The sequence below is a fragment of the Acinetobacter chengduensis genome (assembly GCF_003664645.1).
Classification (GTDB): Bacteria; Pseudomonadota; Gammaproteobacteria; order Pseudomonadales; family Moraxellaceae; genus Acinetobacter; species Acinetobacter chengduensis.
The window spans coordinates 1-19,486 of the sequence record NZ_RCHC01000010.1 but is presented as its reverse complement, the minus strand read 5'-3'; the positions used below and the strand labels follow the sequence as shown (position 1 = coordinate 19,486).

The following is a 19,486-nucleotide window of genomic DNA, read 5'->3' as shown; positions in this document are numbered from 1 at the left end:
TCAATGCGTGAAGCGTTCATGTATTTAAACCTTAAACTGAAGCAGGAATCAAGTCAGGAACTAACTTGGTCAGACTTAGGCGTTGCTTGGCCGCAGTTGCACCCAAGAGTACAAAACCACGCAGTGTGCCTTCTTTATCCATTGCTTTAGACAGCATACCATCTTCAAACTCTTCAGTTTCCCACTGAACCTCTACATTTAATGGTGCAGGTAAAACGGTCAACGGTGCAGCTGGTGTTTTTACTGCGACGGGCATAGCAGGGTAGTGCACTGCAGTTGTTTCACCATTTAAGGTTTTTGCTAATGCGCGCGCTTGTTGCATGATTGGCATAACGTATGGCAGCAGCAATCCATTCACTTCTGCGCAGTCACCTAAAGCATAAATGTGTGATTGATTGGTTTCTAAATGTCCATTGGTCACAATGCCACGGCTGGTTTGAATGCCCGCTTCTGCTGTGAGTGCAAGATTAGGTTGTAAACCAATTGCAGATAGTACTGCATCTGCTGTAAAGCTTTGACCATTGGCTAAAGCAACGCTATAAGTTTCATCGGCATTTTTGGCAACTTTTTCAACTGTTGTACCTAATACAAATTGAATACCTGTAGATGAAAGCTTATCTTTAAAAGATTCAGCCACATGCGCAGGTAGCAAACGACCTAAAGGCAGTGGTGCTAAGTCTACAACTGTTACTTCATGGCCTGTATTTTGGAGATCGTTGGCAAATTCACAACCAATTAAGCCAGCACCTAAAATCACCACACGTTTATGTTGACGTTGGTCTAAGCATGCACGGAAATTTTTGTATTCGGTTAAGCTGTTGACGGTATGAATGTCATCGCTACCATCACCTGCAATCGCTAAGCGGATAGAATGAGCACCTACGGCAAGTACCAACTGAGAGTAAGCTTGGGTTGAAGCTTCACCTTGGGTATTTTCAAGTTGAATTTCTTGTGCTGTTGCATCAATGTTTTTAACCCAAGTATGACTTACAATGCGCATATTGAGTTGTGTTGCCATTTTTTCGGCATCACCAAGTGCGATTTGCTCAGGGGCTTTTTTTAATGCAAAAGCATTGGATAGGGTCGGTTTTGCATAATTGGCTGCATCGTCAGCACAAATCATAACCAGTTCTTGTTCTGTATTTAGCTTGCGAAATTCACGTGCAGCAGCATAACCAGCCATACCTGAACCAATAATGACAATTGGGTGCATACTCGACTCCAAAGAGATTCTATTTTATTAAGACGTAAAAAAAGACCATAAGTGTATGGTCTTTTTAAAGATGTATCAGATTTCAACCATTTCAAAGTCGGCTTTTGACACGCCACAATCAGGGCAAGTCCAGTCGTCAGGAATGTCTTCCCATTTTGTACCTGCGACGATACCGTCTTGAGGCCAACCTTCTGCTTCGTCATAAATCCATCCACAAACGATGCATTGATACTTTTTCATTTGATTCTCCAAAAACTGACTATATGTATAAACAGTCAGAAAAACTCAATCTACTGCAAGACTCTAATAATTTGACTTTAAACAGCATTAACTTCGGTTAAATTTTTACGCAGTTCTGAGCATAAAGTAAAGTGCATAAGAGTTTAAACAGTGAAATTAAAAGCAGAATGTCAGCCGAGGACAGAAATTGTCATTAAACCCATCAGTCACAACGTAAAATATTAGATTTTGAAGACTGAAAAATGAAGCTAAAGCATCGCTTAAATGACACCACTGTCAATATTTTTTAGTCTTATAGGAAATGATAGTTGAAAAAAATGCCTTTTTTAGACTAAAGCCGTGTATGAAAGAACACTGCAATTCGTTAGATTAGAATTAGAAGAATATATACTGAATATTTTTAAAATAAATGTTTGTTTGTAAAACAATGGTTTAAGTTGTTTTTTGAGGCGTTTGCCCTCGCTGTAAATTGTATATTGACTATTCATTTAATTGAATAAGCGTTAAAATTCACACATTCCTTATCTTTTTTAAATTTCTCCTATTATGAGCAACTCGTCTACTGCATTGTGGTCACACATTCGTTCGGTCCAAGATTTTCCAAAACCTGGTATTTGCTTCTTCGATTTAACACCGTTGTTCCTAACTCAAGTTGGTCCTTTGACGGATGCTTTAATTGCGAGTATTCCTGCGGAACAATTGGACGCAGTAGACAGCTTTATTGCCGTAGAAGCGCGTGGATTTGTACTCGCTAGTTTATTGGCACAGCGTACAGGCAAGGGCCTTATTTTGGTACGTAAAGCAGGCAAGTTACCACCACCAGTGGTGGGTGTTGGTTATAGTCTTGAATACGGTATGGATCGTTTGGAAATGTCTGCTGAAATTCAAGCACAAAAAGTCATTATTGTGGATGATGTATTGGCGACTGGTGGCACCTTAAAAGCAGTGAAAGAGCTAGCTGAAAAATGTAATCACGAAATTTTAGGTGCGAGTATTTTCTTAGACCTTCCTGACTTACACCAAGATTTAGGTATGAATATTTGGACAGTATTAGATGATAAATCTAAGCCTGAAGCAAACGCCGCTTAATGACGGGTGATTTGAATCCATTGATGAAAGCCTTGCTCATGCAAGGCTTTTTTTATGCCTAGCGCTAAGATTTTAAGTGTAAGCCGAAGATTGTTGAGCAATAAGATTTGTGTATGGCGAGCAGATATTTTTTATATCAATTGACTCTAAAAGTTTATTCTTGGTGGTAAGAGTTTTCAATTTGTTGAATTAACACGTTAATGCATTCGGGATGCGCTAAACGGTGGTGTCCACCTGAATGTGTTTCCACTTGCATATAATCTTCTAATTGGTGTTTAACTTCGTACATATCGAGTATTTCATCGCCTAACTCTAAATAGGCGAGTTGAGGAATATCATGATCTAAATCGTAATCGCTAATTGCAGGGTAGTCATCACGAAAATTTGGCTTAAGACTTGGATTGGCAATTACACAGGGAATGTGATGGGCATGTGACATTTTTAAGGCCCAATAGCCACCTAAACTATGACCCACAATAATCTCAGGTTGAATCTTTTGAATAATATCGTGATAAAAGTCAGCCACTGTCCGAAAATTGAGGTTTCGGTAGTCGATATTGATGCAGTACTTTTGTTCGGCATCAATCGCATGGAATTTGGTCGATTCTTTGGAAGAATCTAGTCCATGCAAAAACAGAATTTTAGATACACAAGAAGTCATTGTTTTTGTTCGCACTGAATTTTTTTAAAATATCTGGCAATTGAAAATAATGTAATTTTCAATCAATACGATTCAGTTATTGTAGGGCCTAATAATAAAAAGATAATTTAGCTATTGGTCTAATCTACTAAGGGATAAGGCACGCATAGGGCGGGCTTATGTATATTTTAGTTAGGCTAAATACTGATTGAAGAAGTTATTTTTAACCATATCGTTGCACATTTATTTCTTTACAGGGTTGATGTATTTATCAGCTTCAATAAGTGTATGTGAATATTGATGTGAGTGGGAATGATCATAGCTTTAAGTATGCTCAAACCAATATTTGAAAGAGTGTGTCATGAACTCAAAATATGACTATGTGCGTTAACAATTACTTGGTTCGGTGAATGCTTATTGAAATTCGCAGAGATTCTTCGAATTTTTCTCTATTTCTGCTATGCTATGCACCTTCTTATTTATTTGATCATATTCGAGGCAGAGATGACGCAAAATAACGCTCAATCGACTTCTGAACAACACATTTCCGAAAACGATTTAATTGCACAGCGTCATGCCAAGTTAAAGCAAATTGAAGAACACGCAAAGGAAAAGGGTACAAGTCCTTGGCCAAATACGTTTAAACGTGAGCACTACGCACAAGACTTACAAGACCAATTTGCAAACGTATCTAAAGAAGATATCGAAGCTGGTGAAAAGGTGTATGTATCTGTAGCGGGTCGTGTAATGTTGAACCGTGGTTCATTCATTGTAATTCAAGATATGACGGGTCGTATCCAATTATATGTTGCACGTAAAGAGCTTGCACCTGAAGTATTGGAAACAATTAAAGGTTTAGACCTTGGCGATATCATCGCAATTAAAGGTTATGTAGGTCGTTCTGGTAAAGGCGATTTATATGTACATATCGAACACTTCGAATTATTAACAAAATCATTACGTCCACTTCCAGATAAGTTTCACGGTTTAACTGATACAGAGGTGAAGTATCGTAAGCGTTATTTAGATTTAATTGTAAACGAAGAAACACGTAAAACTTTTGAAATTCGTGCAAAAGTAGTTTCAGGTATTCGTGCCTATTTAACCAATGAACGTTTCATGGAAGTTGAAACACCGATGATGCATGTGATTCCAGGTGGTGCGTCTGCACGTCCTTTCGAAACACATCATAATGCATTGGATATGCCATTGTTCTTACGTATTGCACCTGAGCTTTACTTAAAACGTTTGGTTGTAGGTGGCTTCGAGCGTGTATTCGAAATTAACCGTAACTTCCGTAACGAAGGTGTTTCTACACGTCATAACCCAGAATTCACCATGATCGAATTCTATCAAGCTTATGCAGATTATAAAGACTTGATGGAACTCACTGAAAAAATGCTTGAGAAATTGGCCATCGACATTTTAGGTTCTACAGATGTGCCTTATGGCGAAGAAGTGTATAGCTTCAAAGGTCCATTCAAGAAAATTTCAATGTTTGATGCAATACTTGAGCACAATCCACAATTCACAGCTGAAAATGTGGCAGATCGTGAATTCCTTGCAAACTTTGTTCGTGAAGAATTAAAAGAGCAAGTGAAGCCAGGCTTTGGTCTTGGTAAACTTCAAACCATCGTATTTGAAGAAACGGTTGAAACTAAACTTCGTCAACCAACCTTCATTACAGAATACCCAGCGGAAACTTCTCCATTGGCACGTCGTAACGATGACAACCCGCATATTACAGATCGTTTTGAATTCTTCATTGGTGGTCGTGAACTTGCTAATGGTTTCTCAGAGTTAAATGACCCAATTGACCAAGCAGAACGTTTCCAAGCACAAGTTGCTGAAAAAGATGCAGGCGATGATGAAGCAATGCATTACGATGCAGACTTCGTTGAAGCTTTGGAGTACGGTTTACCTCCGACTGCAGGTCAAGGTATTGGTATTGACCGTTTAGTGATGTTATTTGCGAATGCACCAAGTATCCGTGATGTGATCTTGTTCCCTCACATGCGTCACAAAAATGTATAAGTCATAGAAAATTTAGAGTCAAAAAACCCGCTTTAAAGCGGGTTTTTTATGTTAATAGCGTGATTAAAATATCAACTTATTCTAATGAAATTTAAAAATAAATTATTTAAAAACAAAATTTTATCGCATAAATATTTAGATATTTTTGTGTTGTATTAGGTTTGCTATTTGGTAATTTCTTATTATTTTTTGTTAAAAAACCGATAATATTCACTGGAATAATAAAGAATTAGTATGAAGTGAAGCTTAAAATATAAGAGTAAAATGTTGAAAATTGTAAAAAAACGCTGTTTGTCATTTTTGCTGTTGAGTGTCTGTGCGACGCCAGTTTGGGCACAAGGTTTGGTTTTAAATGATGAATCATTGCGTACTGATTTGAATTGGCTTAATCAGCAAGGGGTAATTCAAATCAGCACGTCGACTTGGCCTTTAAGTGGTGATGAAGTTCAGCGTGCTTTAGCATCTGCAAAAATCACGACTGGTGTACAACAAAAAGTTGTTCAATCAATTCAAAATCAACTCACTACAGAGAATACGTTGTTAAAAGCAGAAGTGTTTGCTGAGTCAGATCAAAAAAATATCCCTCAAAGTTTTGGTGATCATCAAAAAGCACAACTTCAGGCCGCTGTAGAATTGAATGCCGGTGGTCAAAATTGGGATGCACGCTTACGTGTGAATGCTGAAAAAAATCGTCAAATTGAGAATGATCAAACTGTGAATGTAGAAGGTTCTTATATAGCTGGTAAGCTGTGGAATCAATGGTTGATTGCTGGTCAGATTCCAAGTTATTGGGGGCCAGGTCATGACGGAAGTTTGATTCGAGGGGATGCAAGCCGACCTGTTTATGGTTTTACGGCGCAACGTGCAACACAACAAGCATTTGATAGTAAATGGTTATCTTGGGTAGGTCCTTGGCAGTATCAGGCCTTTGCAGGCCAGCTAGATGATTATAAGGCTATACCAGATACTAAATTGATTGGGCTACGTTTAACTGCTCAGCCATTACCTTATTTGGAATTAGGCGCCTCTCGTATGATTCAATGGGGCGGTGAAGGTCGTTCGCAAAGTGCAAGTTCTTTATGGGATGCATGGATTGGCAACGATAATGTGTATGGTGATACAGAAAATCCATCAAATCAGATTGCTGGCTTTGATGGTCGTTTAAATTTACAGATGCTGATCAATGTACCAGTGAGTCTATATGGTCAATATGTAGGTGAAGATGAGGCTGGTTTGATGCCTTCAAAAAAAATGTACCTAGCGGGTGCTGACTATTCTTCATCTTTGAAAGATATGCCTTATCAGCTCTATGCTGAGTGGGCTGATACCCGTACTAACGGTGATGCTCGCGGTATTAGTTATAATCATAGTATTTATAAAGATGGTTACTATCAGCATGGTTTCCCTCTTGGGCATGCCATGGGTGGTGATGGTCAAATGATTTCTGCTGGTGGTAGCATGACGATTAACTCTGCTAACCGAGTGAATGGGCGTGTCATTTTTGCTAAAGTTTCAGAAAATCAAAGAAGTGCATTAATTAACGCGGCTTTTCCTGAAAAGGATGAGGTTAAAGCACTTGATTTAACTTGGATCCATCAGTTACGTACTGATATTCCTATCAAATTGAATGGTTGGCTCAGCGATTCTGATCGTCGCGGTTCAGATGCTGGTGTGTCTTTGGGAGTCGAGTTTCCAATACATTAATATCTGTTTAGTCATAAATTCAAATCAAAGCCCGCATTGTTGCGGGCTTTTTGATGTGGCTTAAAGTTAAAAATATTGGGCTAGCAATATGATTTTTAGACAAAAAAATACGCAATGATTGGGGTTGTCATTGCGTATAACAACGAAACTACTCGCGTAGTCTCGGTAAAGGAGAAATGTATGACTTAGGGTTTCCTAAAACATGAGTAGATCATAAAACGAAAGTGTGGATTATTCATGAGTGTTCGGGTTACGCGATGTTACTGAGCGTTAAGAATGCGTACTTTGTGTGACTGATATCAAATAAACAGTATAAAAAAAGCCCTTCATCATAGAAAGGCTTTTAATATATGACGAAAGCTATTAGAAATGGAATACACCCAGACCTGATTTAACTTCATCTAGCGTTTGTTGAGTGATATCGCGACATTTATCTGTGCCATGCTTCAAAATATCCATGATGTAATCTGGATCTTTAGCAAGTTCAATACGGCGTTCACGGATTGGTGTGATTAATTCTTTGAGGACACCTTCAAGGCGTTTCTTCACTGTACCATCACCTAAACCACCACGACGGTAATGTTCTTTCAGTTCTTCAACTTCTTCTTTGTTTGGATCAAAGGCATCTAAATAGGTAAAGACGACATTGCCTTCAACTTGACCTGGGTCTTCAATCCGAAGATGGTTCGGATCTGTATACATCGCATTCACTGCTTTTTTAATATCTTTATCCGAAGCATCAAGCACAATGGTGTTGCCCAAAGATTTAGACATTTTAGCTTTACCGTCAAAGCCAGGTAAGCGACCAACATTCGATAGGAGCGCTTTACATTCTGGTAGTAAATCATGACCAATTTGACGGTTCAAACGACGAACAATTTCATTTGTTTGTTCGATCATTGGAATTTGGTCTTCACCTACAGGGACAATGCTTGCTTTAAATGCTGTAATGTCTGCTGCTTGAGCAACTGGATAGCATAAGAAGCCCGCAGGAATATCACGCTCGAAACCACGCATTTGAATTTCAGATTTAATCGTTGGGTTGCGTTCTAAACGTGAAACAGTCACGAAGTTCAAGTACAGCATGGTAAGTTCATTTAATGCGGGTAAGCATGATTGAACACAAATTGTTGTTTTTGTTGGGTCAATACCCACCGCTAAATAATCAGTAGCAACTTCAATAATGTTACGGCGTACTTTTTCGAAATTATCGGCATTGTCAGTCAGCGCTTGAGCATCAGCCAATAAAAGATGTTGGTGATGTGAATCTTGTAAGCCTACACGTGAACGTAAAGAACCTACAAAGTGACCGAGGTGAAGTTGTCCTGTTGGGCGGTCGCCAGTCAAAATCACTGGACGATTATCTTGATTGCTCATTATCTATTCCATCTCTGCAGCCAGCGCTGCTGTACATTTTTAACGAATGGCAACATTGTACGGGATAATTTTTCAATATGTCAGTCACATTATAAATCTGCAAAAAAATATCTAAAAAACCATCATGCAGATACATTATTTTGTAATGAAAGCGATTAAACTCATGCAAAAAATGAGGAAAAATAAAAATGGCCAGTAGTTTGTTAATGTTGCTCGATGATATTGCTACGGTTTTAGATGATGTTGCTGTTATGAGTAAAATGGCCGCCAAAAAAACGGCTGGCGTATTGGGAGATGACTTAGCCTTAAACGCCCAGCAAGTCAGTGGTGTGCGTTCAGATCGAGAATTACCTGTGGTGTGGGGCGTTGCCAAAGGTTCGTTTGTAAATAAACTCATCTTGGTGCCCTTAGCACTGTTAATTAGTGTAGTTGCGCCGTGGTTGATTAATCCTTTACTCATGATTGGTGGTTTATTTCTGTGCTATGAAGGCGTAGAAAAAGTTATTCATAGCTTATTTCATAAAAAAGCCAAAACCACCGAAGCTGCCCAGCAAGAACTCGAAGCTACAGAAATAGATTTAGCGACTTTTGAAAAAGAAAAAGTAAAAGGCGCGATTCGAACCGACTTTATTTTATCTGCTGAAATTGTGGTGATTTCTTTGGGCACAGTTGCTACAGCAACGTTTTTGACCAAGCTAAGTGTACTGAGTGTGATTGCTGTTGTTATGACGGTAGGTGTTTATGGGTTTGTAGCTATGATTGTTAAAATTGATGATTTAGGGCTTTACCTAACCACTAAAAGTTCTGCAGTTCAGCAAAGCATTGGTCGTGGCTTGTTGGCTTTTGCTCCAAAGTTAATGAAGACTCTAACGATTGTAGGCACTATTGCGATGTTTTTGGTGGGTGGCGGGATTATTAATCATGCTGTGCCGTGGATGCATCACTTTACAGATGATGCGGTTCAATTTGCGCAGGAGTTACCGAGCATGTCGAGTATTATTGGCGCTATAACGCCAATGGCGATCAACTTGGTGACAGGTTTTATTGCAGGATTATTGGTATTGTTCGTTGTTCATCTGATTGGCAAAGTTCGACATAAAAGCGTCTAGACCCGAATGAGATAAAACGCTTAACATAGCCAAAACGACTGAATAGGGAGATTGATATGCGTTGGAAAGGTCGCCGTGTCAGTGCAAATGTAGAAGATCGTCGCGGTGGTGGTGGTGCAAAAGCGGGTGGGATTAGTATTCTGGGTTTGGTGGTGGCATTTGTTGCGTGGAAGTTTTTTGGGGTCGATCCTCAACAGGCTTATCAAGCAACCAAACAAGTTACACAGCAAGCCTCGTCTGCAGAAACCAAAGGCTTGGATAATCCAACACCAGATCAGCAAGAAGCCATGCAATTTGTAGGGACTGTACTTGCTGATACTGAAGACACATGGAATGAGATATTTAAACAGCAACTAAATGCACAATACACGCCACCCAAATTGGTGATGTTTAATGGCGTGGTTAATTCAGGCTGTGGTACAGCGCAAGCTGCCATGGGGCCTTTTTATTGTCCAGCAGATCAAAAAGTTTATATAGATACCGCATTCTTTAAAGATATGCGTACCCAAATGGGCATTTCGGGTGAGCAAAATAAAACGGAACTGAGTCGTGATGATCAGGCTGGGGATTTTGCACAGGCTTACGTGGTTGCGCATGAAGTGGGCCATCATATACAAACACTTTTAGGAATTTCTCAGCAGGTTCAACAAGCACGTGCCAAGGCTACAAAAGTGCAAGGCAATCAGCTGTCTGTTCGTCAAGAATTACAAGCTGATTGTTTTGCTGGTATTTGGGCTAATCACAACAATGCACGTACACAGTTTTTAGAAGCGGGTGATGTTGAAGAAGCCATGGATGCTGCGCATAAAATTGGTGATGATTACTTGCAGAAAAGCGCAACTGGCCAAGTGGTACCAGACAGTTTTACACATGGTACCAGTCAACAGCGTATGAAATGGTTCGATATTGGTTTAAAGTCAGGTCGAATTGAAAGTTGTGATACCTTCAATCAATCTATTTAAAGTCTACGACATTAAAAAAGAGGATTTAGATCCTCTTTTTTATACACTTTAGTGTACAGCGGATAAAAGACAGTGATGGATGCTTGAGTCTATTGATGGTCTTCGTCTTGAATATTTTTTGAAAAGAGCAAGTTGAATCCTAAAATTGAGCAGATGAGTAGTTAAAACCACCAAAAAGTTCATCCGTACTAAGAACTGGTTGGGCTTAGTGTGTATTTTCGATCCCTTAAATTTTAGAAAAAGCACTAAGAGAGCTAAGAGTGCACGAATGAAGTGTTTAAAAAAATATGTATTGAGATCGTGCTACAAAAAATAAATTTCATTCAAAGTGGTTAGTGATCAGTATTAGCGCAATAGTGGACTAAGTTTTAAACACTATGTATGAAATAGTTAAATAAACAGAATTTACGTGGGAAATTGGGTACAATATTTATAATTTAAATGAATATGCTTTTAGTATTTTTTATTTAAATATATGTTTTGAATTCCCTAAATTGCACAGTAGCTCAAACAATTGGATCAAGTATGGGAAATTATTTTTTCTTACAGGTTTTTACTGTAATCTTTGCACTTTCTATTGCAACCACAATATTTAATAAGCGAATTCTAGGTTTCCCTCAAGCCATTGGTGTACCAATTGTTTCTGCAATATTTGTCTTTATTTTGCAGTGGGGAGCCAGTTTATTAAATGGTAACCAATTTGTTGTCATTAATATTCATAATATTGAAGAAGCAGTACGGCACATTGATTTTTATGACTTTTTAATCAATGGTGTGATCTGTTTCATTTTGACCTCATCTGCACTGAAATTTAAGGTCTCCGATTTACGTAGTCATTGGAAACCGATCAGTATTTTGGCCAGTATTGCTTTGGTTTTATGTGCCACGTTCTTTGGTGTGGTGCTGTACGGTTACCAATTTTTAATTGGACAGCATGTAGATCTGATGGTGCTGTTGTTACTGGGTGCAGCTTTAGGGGCAACGGATCCTATTGGGATTAAAGGCGTATTGAGTTCGGTTCGAGCACCGCATCACTTAATTGTGAAGCTCGAAGGTGAGTCATTGTTTAATGATGCTATGTGTATTGCCTTATTTATGACGTTATTAAATGTACTACAGGGTGCGCATGTCACCTTGTATGGCGTTTTAAAAACCTTGCTCTACGAAATTGTGGTGGCAGTAATTATCGGTTGGGCTTTTGGTCAGGCTATTTTACGCATTTTGCGTGGTAAGCATGAGATGGAATCTCTAATTCTAACCACAGCATTATTGGCTTGTGGCTCATACTTAGTTGCATTATTTGCCCATGCATCTGCGCCAATTGCCTGTGTGATTGGTGGCTTGATTGTGGGTAACCGTTGGAAAGAAATTTTAGAAGCACGTGAAATCCGTGAAGTGAATCATTTTTGGCATACCGTCGAAGGGATTATTAACTCCTTCTTATTTACCTTAATTGGTTTAGAGCTCTTTATTTTGGATCTCAGTATTAGCTTAATTTTGGGCGGGATCATTGCCTTCTTAATTTTGCATGCTTCACGCTTTGCAGCCAATTATCTTTCATTTGCATTTTTCCCAAGCTTTCGCAAAAAGAGCTACAACGGTAGTTTGGCCATCCTGTCTTGGGGTGGGGTGCGTGGTGGTATCTCGCTGGCCTTAATTTTGGCCGTCGCGAACGTACCACAGCTAAGCGAATATAGTAGTATCTTAATTGGTTATACCTTTATTGTTGTACTGTTATCTGGTTTGGTTTGTGGTTTAGGGCTACCTGCGGTTATGAATGCCTTTTATCATAATTCACAAGAGGAGACTCAAGGTTTTAAGGGCTGGTATCAACGCATGTGCCATAAAATGAACCGTCAAGGCTTTCAATATGTCGTGGGTGAGGATGCTCTAGGCAATGAAACGATTACCGTATATAAGCCAGAAGCATTGATTGATGAAAAGGCAGAAGATGGTGTAGCTGCAGTGCATAACCCTGAGCGTGTCCATGAAGTAAAACGACTGGAGAATCCGGATAATTTCTGATTAGTAGTTCAATATTCACTTTGATACGTATCTTATACATTTAAGCTGTATAAGATTTGGAAAAGCCAAATAAAGTATAACTTTATTTGGCTTTTTTATTATTTCTGTAAAGTATTAATTTATAAACATTTGACGGAAAGTTGGTATATGGCTTTTTATTTTTACTTAAAAAGCAGGAAATTCAGTTACAAAAAAATGTGATGAATATCACAGAAAATAAGTTGTTGTTATTTAATAGTTATATTACGTTTTTTAGGAGTATAGCCATGGTAATTAAACAATATATTTCAAGCAATTGTGCAAAAAAAAAGCAAAATGTGATATAAAACACATTATTAAAAATAGAGTTTCTAATGGGTTGTATTTTAATAAAAAAGTTAAAAAAACAACACATTGCAAAACGAATCTAAAACAGAAACAAACATAATACATATTGAGGGTCACGCTATGACGCAAATTTCTGTTATTTCGAAGGAAAGCCATCAGGTTCTAGAACAAGTAGATTCGAACCGTGTTGGACTTACACAAAACTCAGTTGTTGTAGTGAAGGTTCCTAAAGAGGATGTAGCCTCAATTACTCGAGACGGCAATAATGCGGTGATCACGCTAAAAAGCGGTGAAACCATTGTTATTGAAAATTATTTTGCAGGTGATAAATCAGACAATAGTTTGGTTTTTGAAAGTGACGACGGTAGTTTATTCTGGGCTAAATTTACAGATGCAAATGGCGCCATTGCTGACGTGATCCAATATCAACCTTTAGCAGAAATTGAGCCTTTACTATATAAAGACTCTTTAGTTGGTGCGGTTTTACCTTGGGCACTGGGTGCCGCGGGGATTGGTGCGGTGGGTGCTGCAATCAATAATGGTTCATCAGACAACAATGATGGTACGCCAGTAGCAGTTAAAAAACTGAGTACACTGGTTGTTACAGATAACGTTGAACCTAAAACAGGTCAATTGACTGCGGGTAGTGCAACAAATGACAAAACCCCAGTTGTATCGGGTACAGGTGCTGAACCAGGCGCTACGATCAAAGTTTATGACGGTAACCAGCTTGTTGCAGAAACTGTAGCGAAAGCAGATGGTAGTTGGAGCGTTAAGCTTCCTAAAGAATTAGCAGATGGCGATCATTCGATTTCTGCAACTCAGACAGTGGATGGTGTTGAAGGTCCTAAATCTGACGCTTTAAACTTTACAGTAGATACTCAAGATCCAACTGTAAGCATTAATGATTTGGGTGATACCAACGATACAACGCCAACAATTAGTGGTAAAACCAACGAGCCAAAAGCTGAAATTGATGTTGTTATTAAAGATAAAAATGGCAATGTGGTGGATAGTGGTAAGGCAAATGTAGATGATCAAGGTAACTGGAATTACACTCCATCTAAACCTTTGCCAGAAGGTGAATACAAGGTTGAAGTGACTGCGAAAGATCCTGCAGGCAATGAAAGCACACAAGATAAAGGTGGTTTGGTTGTAGATACGACTGATCCAACGATCACGATTGATCCATTAACGCCAACAGGTGATACAACACCAACCATTACTGGTAAAACAGATCCAGATGCAACGGTTGACGTAGTCATTAAAGATAAAGATGGCAACATTGTCGATACTGGAAAAGGTACTGTAGATGGCAATGGGGATTGGAGTTATACACCTTCTAAACCGCTTCCAGAAGGTCCATACGAGGTTGAAGTTACAGCAAAAGACCCAGCGGGTAATGATAAAACTGTGACGGATAAAGGCTTGGATGTAGATACATCTTTACCTGTAATCAGTATTGATCCACTGAAACCAACCAATGATGCAACCCCAACGGTGACGGGTAAAACTGAATCAGGTACGACAGTAAATGTTGAGATTAAGGATGCAACGGGTAAAGTTGTAGATTCTGGTTCTGCAACTGTAGATGCGAATGGCAACTGGACATACACCCCATCTAAAACACTACCAGATGGCGCGTACACTGTAGATGCAACTGCTAAAGATGCTGCTGGTAATCCATCGACTGCGACAGACAAAGGCTTGTCTGTAGATACGCAAGCACCAACAATTAGCATTAACCCACTTGCACCAACCAATGACACGACACCGACTGTTTCAGGTAAAACCGAAGCAGGGGCAACTGTTAATGTTGAAATTAAAGATGCAACAGGTAAGGTTGTAGAGTCTGGTCCTGCAACTGTAGATGGCAATGGTAATTGGTCATACACACCATCTACAACATTACCAGATGGTGCTTATACTGTAGATGCAACTGCTAAAGATGCTGCAGGCAATCCAGCAACTGCAACAGACAAAGGTTTAGCCGTTGATACTCAAGCGCCAACAATTAGCATTAACCCACTTGCACCGACGAATGACAATACCCCTACGATTTCAGGTAAAACTGAGTCAGGCGCAACAGTTAATGTTGAAATTAAAGACCCAACTGGCAAAGTTGTAGAGTCTGGTCCTGCAACTGTAGATGGCAATGGCAACTGGTCGTATACACCAGCAAATCCACTTCCTGAAGGTCCATATACTGTTGACGCAACTGCAAAAGATCCTGCAGGCAATCCTTCAACAGCAACAGAGAAAGGCTTAGATGTTAATACATCTGCACTTACTGTATCGATTGATCCATTAAAACCAACTCAAGATACAACACCAGATATTTCTGGTAAAACAGCTGCTGGTGCAACTGTAACAGTTGAAGTGAAGGACTCGACTGGTAAAGTTGTGGCTACAGGCCCAGCGACTGTAGATGCAAATGGTCATTGGACATACACACCATCTACTGCGCTTGCTGAAGGAAACTATACAGTTGCAGTTGAAGCAGTAAATGCTGCTAACACTAAAGCCAATGCAACTGCGACAGGTTTAATCGTAGATACGACTTTACCAGCAGTCACCATTGATCATTTGGTTTTAACCAATGATGCAACACCAACAGTTAAAGGTACGACAGAAAAAGGCGCAACAGTTACCGTAGAAGTAAAAGATGCAACGGGTACAGTTGTAGATTCAGGTCCAGCGACTGTAGATGCGAATGGCAACTGGACATACACCCCATCTAAAACACTACCAGATGGCGCGTACACTGTAGATGCAACTGCAAAAGATGCTGCTGGTAATCCTGCAACTGCAACAGATAATGGTTTGGTTGTAGATACCACTCCACCAACTGTAACCATTGATACATTAGGTTTGACGAATGCTACGTCACCAATCATTAAGGGGACGGCTGAAGCAGGAGCGACTGTTGTTGTTGATGTCAGAGATGCTACTGGCACAGTGATTGACTCTGGTAAAGCACAAGTCGATAGCAATGGTAATTGGACATTTACACCAAACAAACCGTTAATAGATGGTTCTTATACCATTGAAGCGACTGCAATAGATGCTGCAGGTAACCCTGACACCGCAATTGATTCAGGTTTGAAAATTGATACTGTTCCACCAACAGTAGACATTGATAACCTATTTGGTGCGGCTTCTGCGCGTATGCTTATGAGTGTTTCAAGCACAACATCTGCATCATTGCCACAAACAAATCAAATCAAACCAACATTCTCTGGTAATTCAACGAAGAGCGTGGAGGTAATGATTTATCTTCAAGACGAATCTGGTAAAACTGTTGATTCTGGCTTGGCAAAACTAGATACAGCAACAGGCAAGTGGACTTATACGCCATCTCAAAACTTGGCTGAAGGCTACTACATGCTTCAAGCAATTTCTAAAGATGCTGCGGGTAACCAAAGTGCGCCAGCTGCAAAAGCGTTCATTGTGGATACACAAGCACCAGTAGTTGACGTAGACGATGTTGGTTTAACCAACGACGCAACACCTGATGTGAAAGGTAAAGTAAATGAGCCGACATCTACAGTGACTGTAAAAGTTGCTGATTCAACAGGCAAAGTGCTTGAAACAGGCATTGCAACAGTCGCATCAGATGGTAAATGGTCATATACCGTTAAAGCATCACTTCCAGATGGCGATTACGTTGTATCTGCAACTGCAAAAGACAAAGCAGGCAATACGAGTGTAGAAGATACTGCAACAGCTAAGATTGATACAGCAGTACCAACATCTACGCTGACTGTGAGCCCAACAGGCGAAGTTGTTATTACCTTTAGCGAGGCAGTAAAAGGCTTCGATAAGTCAGATGTGACTGTAAATGGCGGGACTTTAGTTGGTTTGACACAACAAGCTGATGGCTCTTGGAAAGGCCAAGTGGTTGCTGATGGTACCACGGGTACCTCAGGTAAAGTTGATGTTGCTATTGCAGATGGTTCATATACTGACCTTGCTGGTAACAACGGCAAAGGCTCAAGTGCGAATGGCGTTGATGTACCAAGCGTAGACAGCACAGCACCAACAGCAAATATTGTGATTTCACCAGAAGGTGAAGTAATAATTACATTTAGCGAACCAGTAAAAGGTTTCGATGCATCTGATGTGAAAGTGGCTGGCGGTACATTACAAGGCTTAACACAACAAGCTGATGGTTCTTGGACAGGTCATGTTGTTGCAAATGGCAACACAGGCGCGTTGGGCAAAGTGGATTTAACCATCCCAGCAGGCTCATATACTGACTTAGCAAATAACCCTGGTGTTGTTGCGAATCAATCACAATCTGTACCAAGTATTGATACAACTGCACCAACCCCAACGATTACTCTTACTCCAGCGGGCGATGTAACTATTACATTCAGCGAGCCAGTAAAAGGCTTTGATGCATCTGATGTGAATGTAGATAAAGGTAAATTGGTTAGTCTAACAGAACAACCAGATGGCTCATGGACAGGCAAAGTGGTTGCTGATGGCAACACAGGTGCTCCTGCAACCGTTGTGGTTTCGATTAATGCTGGTTCTTACACAGACGTAGCAAATAACCCAGGTAATGGTGCATTTAAAGTTGGAAATGTACCAAGTATTGACACCACAGCACCAACTTCAACAGTGACGTTGGATGCAAACGGTGACTTGAATATTACGTTCAGCGAGGCAGTTAAAGGCTTTGATGCAACTGATGTGAAAGTAACTGGTGGTACAGTCAGTGGCCTCGTTCAACAAGCAGATGGTTCTTGGACGGGTAAAGTCGTTGCTAATGGCAACACAGGCGCACTTGGTAAAGTTACAGTTAGCGTAGCAGATGACTCATATACAGACCTTGCTGGCAATAACGGTAAAGGCAGTAATGCATCAAATGATATTGCAAGTATTGATACGACTGCGCCGACAGCAACTATTGTGATTACCCCAGCGGGTGAAGTAACAATTAGCTTCAGCGAGCCAGTAAAAGACTTTACTGCATCTGATCTGGTTGTAGCAGGTGGTACTGTAACGGGTCTAATTCAACAACCAGATGGTACTTGGAAAGGCCAAGTGGTCTCGAATGACCCAACAGGTGCACCAGGTCAAGTAGATATTACAATTCCAGCGGGCTCTTACACTGACAATGCAGGTAATCCAGGTCAAACAGCAACAGGTAGCCAAAGTGTTCCAGGTTTTGACACTGTTGCACCAACTTCGACGATGACACTAGATGCTGATGGTAACTTGAAAATCACATTCAGCGAAGAAATCAAAGGTTTCGATGTAAACGATGTGAAAGTAACTGGCGGTACAGTGAGTGGCCTTGCTCAACAAGCAGATGGTTCTTGGACAGCTAAAGTCGTTGCAGATGGCAACACAGGTGCACCAGGCCTTGTAACCGTAACAGTTGCAGACAACTCATATACAGACCTTGCTGGTAATAACGGTAAAGGTTCAAAAGTTGAAAATGTAAGCGTGCCAAGTATCGATACCACAGCACCAACATCGACGATGACGCTAGATGCTGATGGCAACTTGAAGATTACGTTTAGCGAAGCAGTGAAAGGCTTCGATGCAACTGATGTGAAAGTGACTGGCGGTACAGTGAGTGGTCTCGCTCAACAAGCAGATGGTTCTTGGACAGCTAAAGTCGTTGCAGATGGCAACACAGGTGCGCCAGGCCTCGTAACCGTAACAGTTGCAGACAACTCATATACCGACCTTGCAGGTAATAACGGTATTGGTTCGAAAGCTGAAAATGTGAGTGTACCAAGCGTTGATACCACAGCTCCAACAGCGACAATTGTGATTACGCCAGCAGGTGATGTCACTATTACATTTAGTGAACCAGTGAAAGGCTTCGACCCAACTGATGTGAAAGTGGTTGGTGGTACAGTGAGTGGATTAACTCAACAAGCAGATGGTTCTTGGACGGGCAAAGTGGTTGCTGATGGCAACACGGGCGCGTTGGGTAATGTTGATTTAACCATCCCAGCAGGTTCATACACAGACAACGCAGGTAACCCTGGCACCGTTGCAAATCAATCGCAATCTGTACCAAGTATCGATACAACAGCACCAACATCTACGATGACGCTAGATGCTGATGGCAACTTGAAGATTACGTTTAGCGAAGCAGTGAAAGGCTTCGATGCAACTGATGTGAAAGTGACTGGCGGTACAGTGAGCGGTTTAACGCAACAAACAGATGGCTCTTGGACAGGCAAAGTGGTTGCTGATGGCAACACAGGTGCACCAGGCCTTGTAACCGTAACAGTTGCAGACAACTCATATACAGACCTTGCAGGTAATAACGGTATTGGTTCAAAAGCTGAAAATGTAAGCGTACCAAGTGTTGATACCACAGCACCAACGTCAACCATTATATTAGATGCAAACGGTGACTTGAAAATCACATTTAGCGAAGCAGTGAAAGGCTTTGATGCAACTGATGTGAAAGTGGCTGGCGGTACAGTGAGTGGCTTGACTCAACAAGCAGATGGTTCTTGGACAGGCAAAGTGGTTGCTGATGGCAACACAGGTGCGCTAGGCACAGTCACTGTGAGCGTAGCAGACGACTCATATACAGACCTTGCTGGTAACAACGGTAAAGGCAATAGTGCATCTAAAGATATTCCAAGTATCGATACCACAGCACCAACATCGACGATGACGCTAGATGCTGATGGCAACTTGAAGATTACGTTCAGCGAAGCAGTGAAAGGCTTTGATGCAACTGATGTGAAAGTGACTGGCGGTACAGTGAGCGGTTTAACGCAACAAA

The 19,486-nt window shown here is 40.5% G+C and carries 11 protein-coding genes; 7 read left to right on the top strand and 4 right to left on the bottom strand.

Annotation, left to right across the window (positions count from 1 at the left end; all coding sequences use genetic code 11):
• Positions 1-31 precede the first annotated feature (31 nt).
• Together D9K81_RS10225 and rubA are read right to left on the bottom strand one after the other, a co-directional pair.
• Positions 32-1,213: an FAD-dependent oxidoreductase gene (locus tag D9K81_RS10225; RefSeq protein ID WP_120375192.1), complete on the bottom strand. Its 1,182-nt coding sequence runs from the start codon at positions 1,211-1,213 to the stop codon at positions 32-34.
• 75 nt (positions 1,214-1,288) lie between these two features.
• On the bottom strand, positions 1,289-1,453 hold the full coding sequence (rubA, locus tag D9K81_RS10220) for a rubredoxin RubA (RefSeq protein ID WP_068974687.1): 165 nt from the start codon (positions 1,451-1,453) through the stop codon (positions 1,289-1,291).
• Between the two features lie 546 nt (positions 1,454-1,999).
• On the opposite strand from rubA, the gene D9K81_RS10215 reads away from it, so the two are divergent.
• The gene (locus tag D9K81_RS10215) at positions 2,000-2,542 is read left to right on the top strand and encodes an adenine phosphoribosyltransferase (RefSeq protein WP_120375193.1); all 543 of its coding nucleotides are present in this window, start codon (positions 2,000-2,002) and stop codon (positions 2,540-2,542) included.
• Between the two features lie 154 nt (positions 2,543-2,696).
• Here the strand turns inward: D9K81_RS10215 and D9K81_RS10210 are convergent, their stop codons facing one another.
• On the bottom strand, positions 2,697-3,203 hold the full coding sequence (locus tag D9K81_RS10210) for a YqiA/YcfP family alpha/beta fold hydrolase (RefSeq protein WP_120375194.1): 507 nt from the start codon (positions 3,201-3,203) through the stop codon (positions 2,697-2,699).
• Between the two features lie 483 nt (positions 3,204-3,686).
• Here D9K81_RS10210 and lysS point away from each other — a divergent pair, with 483 nt between their 5' ends.
• Both lysS and D9K81_RS10200 read left to right on the top strand, forming a co-directional pair.
• A complete protein-coding gene (gene lysS, locus D9K81_RS10205; protein ID WP_120375195.1) occupies positions 3,687-5,216 on the top strand; it encodes a lysine--tRNA ligase in 1,530 nt (509 codons plus the stop codon).
• Between the two features lie 273 nt (positions 5,217-5,489).
• On the top strand, positions 5,490-6,920 hold the full coding sequence (locus D9K81_RS10200) for a capsule assembly Wzi family protein (RefSeq protein WP_228199837.1): 1,431 nt from the start codon (positions 5,490-5,492) through the stop codon (positions 6,918-6,920).
• 363 nt (positions 6,921-7,283) lie between these two features.
• Here the strand turns inward: D9K81_RS10200 and trpS are convergent, their stop codons facing one another.
• Entirely contained in the window at positions 7,284-8,297 is a 1,014-nt protein-coding gene (gene trpS / locus D9K81_RS10195; RefSeq protein ID WP_120366617.1) for a tryptophan--tRNA ligase, read from the bottom strand.
• A gap of 188 nt (positions 8,298-8,485) precedes the next feature.
• Between trpS and D9K81_RS10190 the strand changes: the two genes are divergently transcribed.
• The 4 genes from D9K81_RS10190 to D9K81_RS10175 form a co-directional block, all read left to right on the top strand.
• Positions 8,486-9,406, top strand: a complete 921-nt coding sequence (locus D9K81_RS10190) for a DUF808 domain-containing protein (protein ID WP_120375197.1) — start codon at positions 8,486-8,488, stop codon at positions 9,404-9,406.
• 56 nt (positions 9,407-9,462) lie between these two features.
• Complete coding sequence (ypfJ, locus tag D9K81_RS10185; protein ID WP_120375198.1) at positions 9,463-10,368, top strand: KPN_02809 family neutral zinc metallopeptidase; 906 nt, start codon at positions 9,463-9,465, stop codon at positions 10,366-10,368.
• Between the two features lie 525 nt (positions 10,369-10,893).
• The gene (locus D9K81_RS10180) at positions 10,894-12,393 is read left to right on the top strand and encodes a cation:proton antiporter (protein WP_120375199.1); all 1,500 of its coding nucleotides are present in this window, start codon (positions 10,894-10,896) and stop codon (positions 12,391-12,393) included.
• A gap of 447 nt (positions 12,394-12,840) precedes the next feature.
• Positions 12,841-19,486 (top strand): Ig-like domain-containing protein (locus tag D9K81_RS10175; protein WP_120375200.1); only part of this gene is annotated, 6,646 nt, incomplete at its 3' end.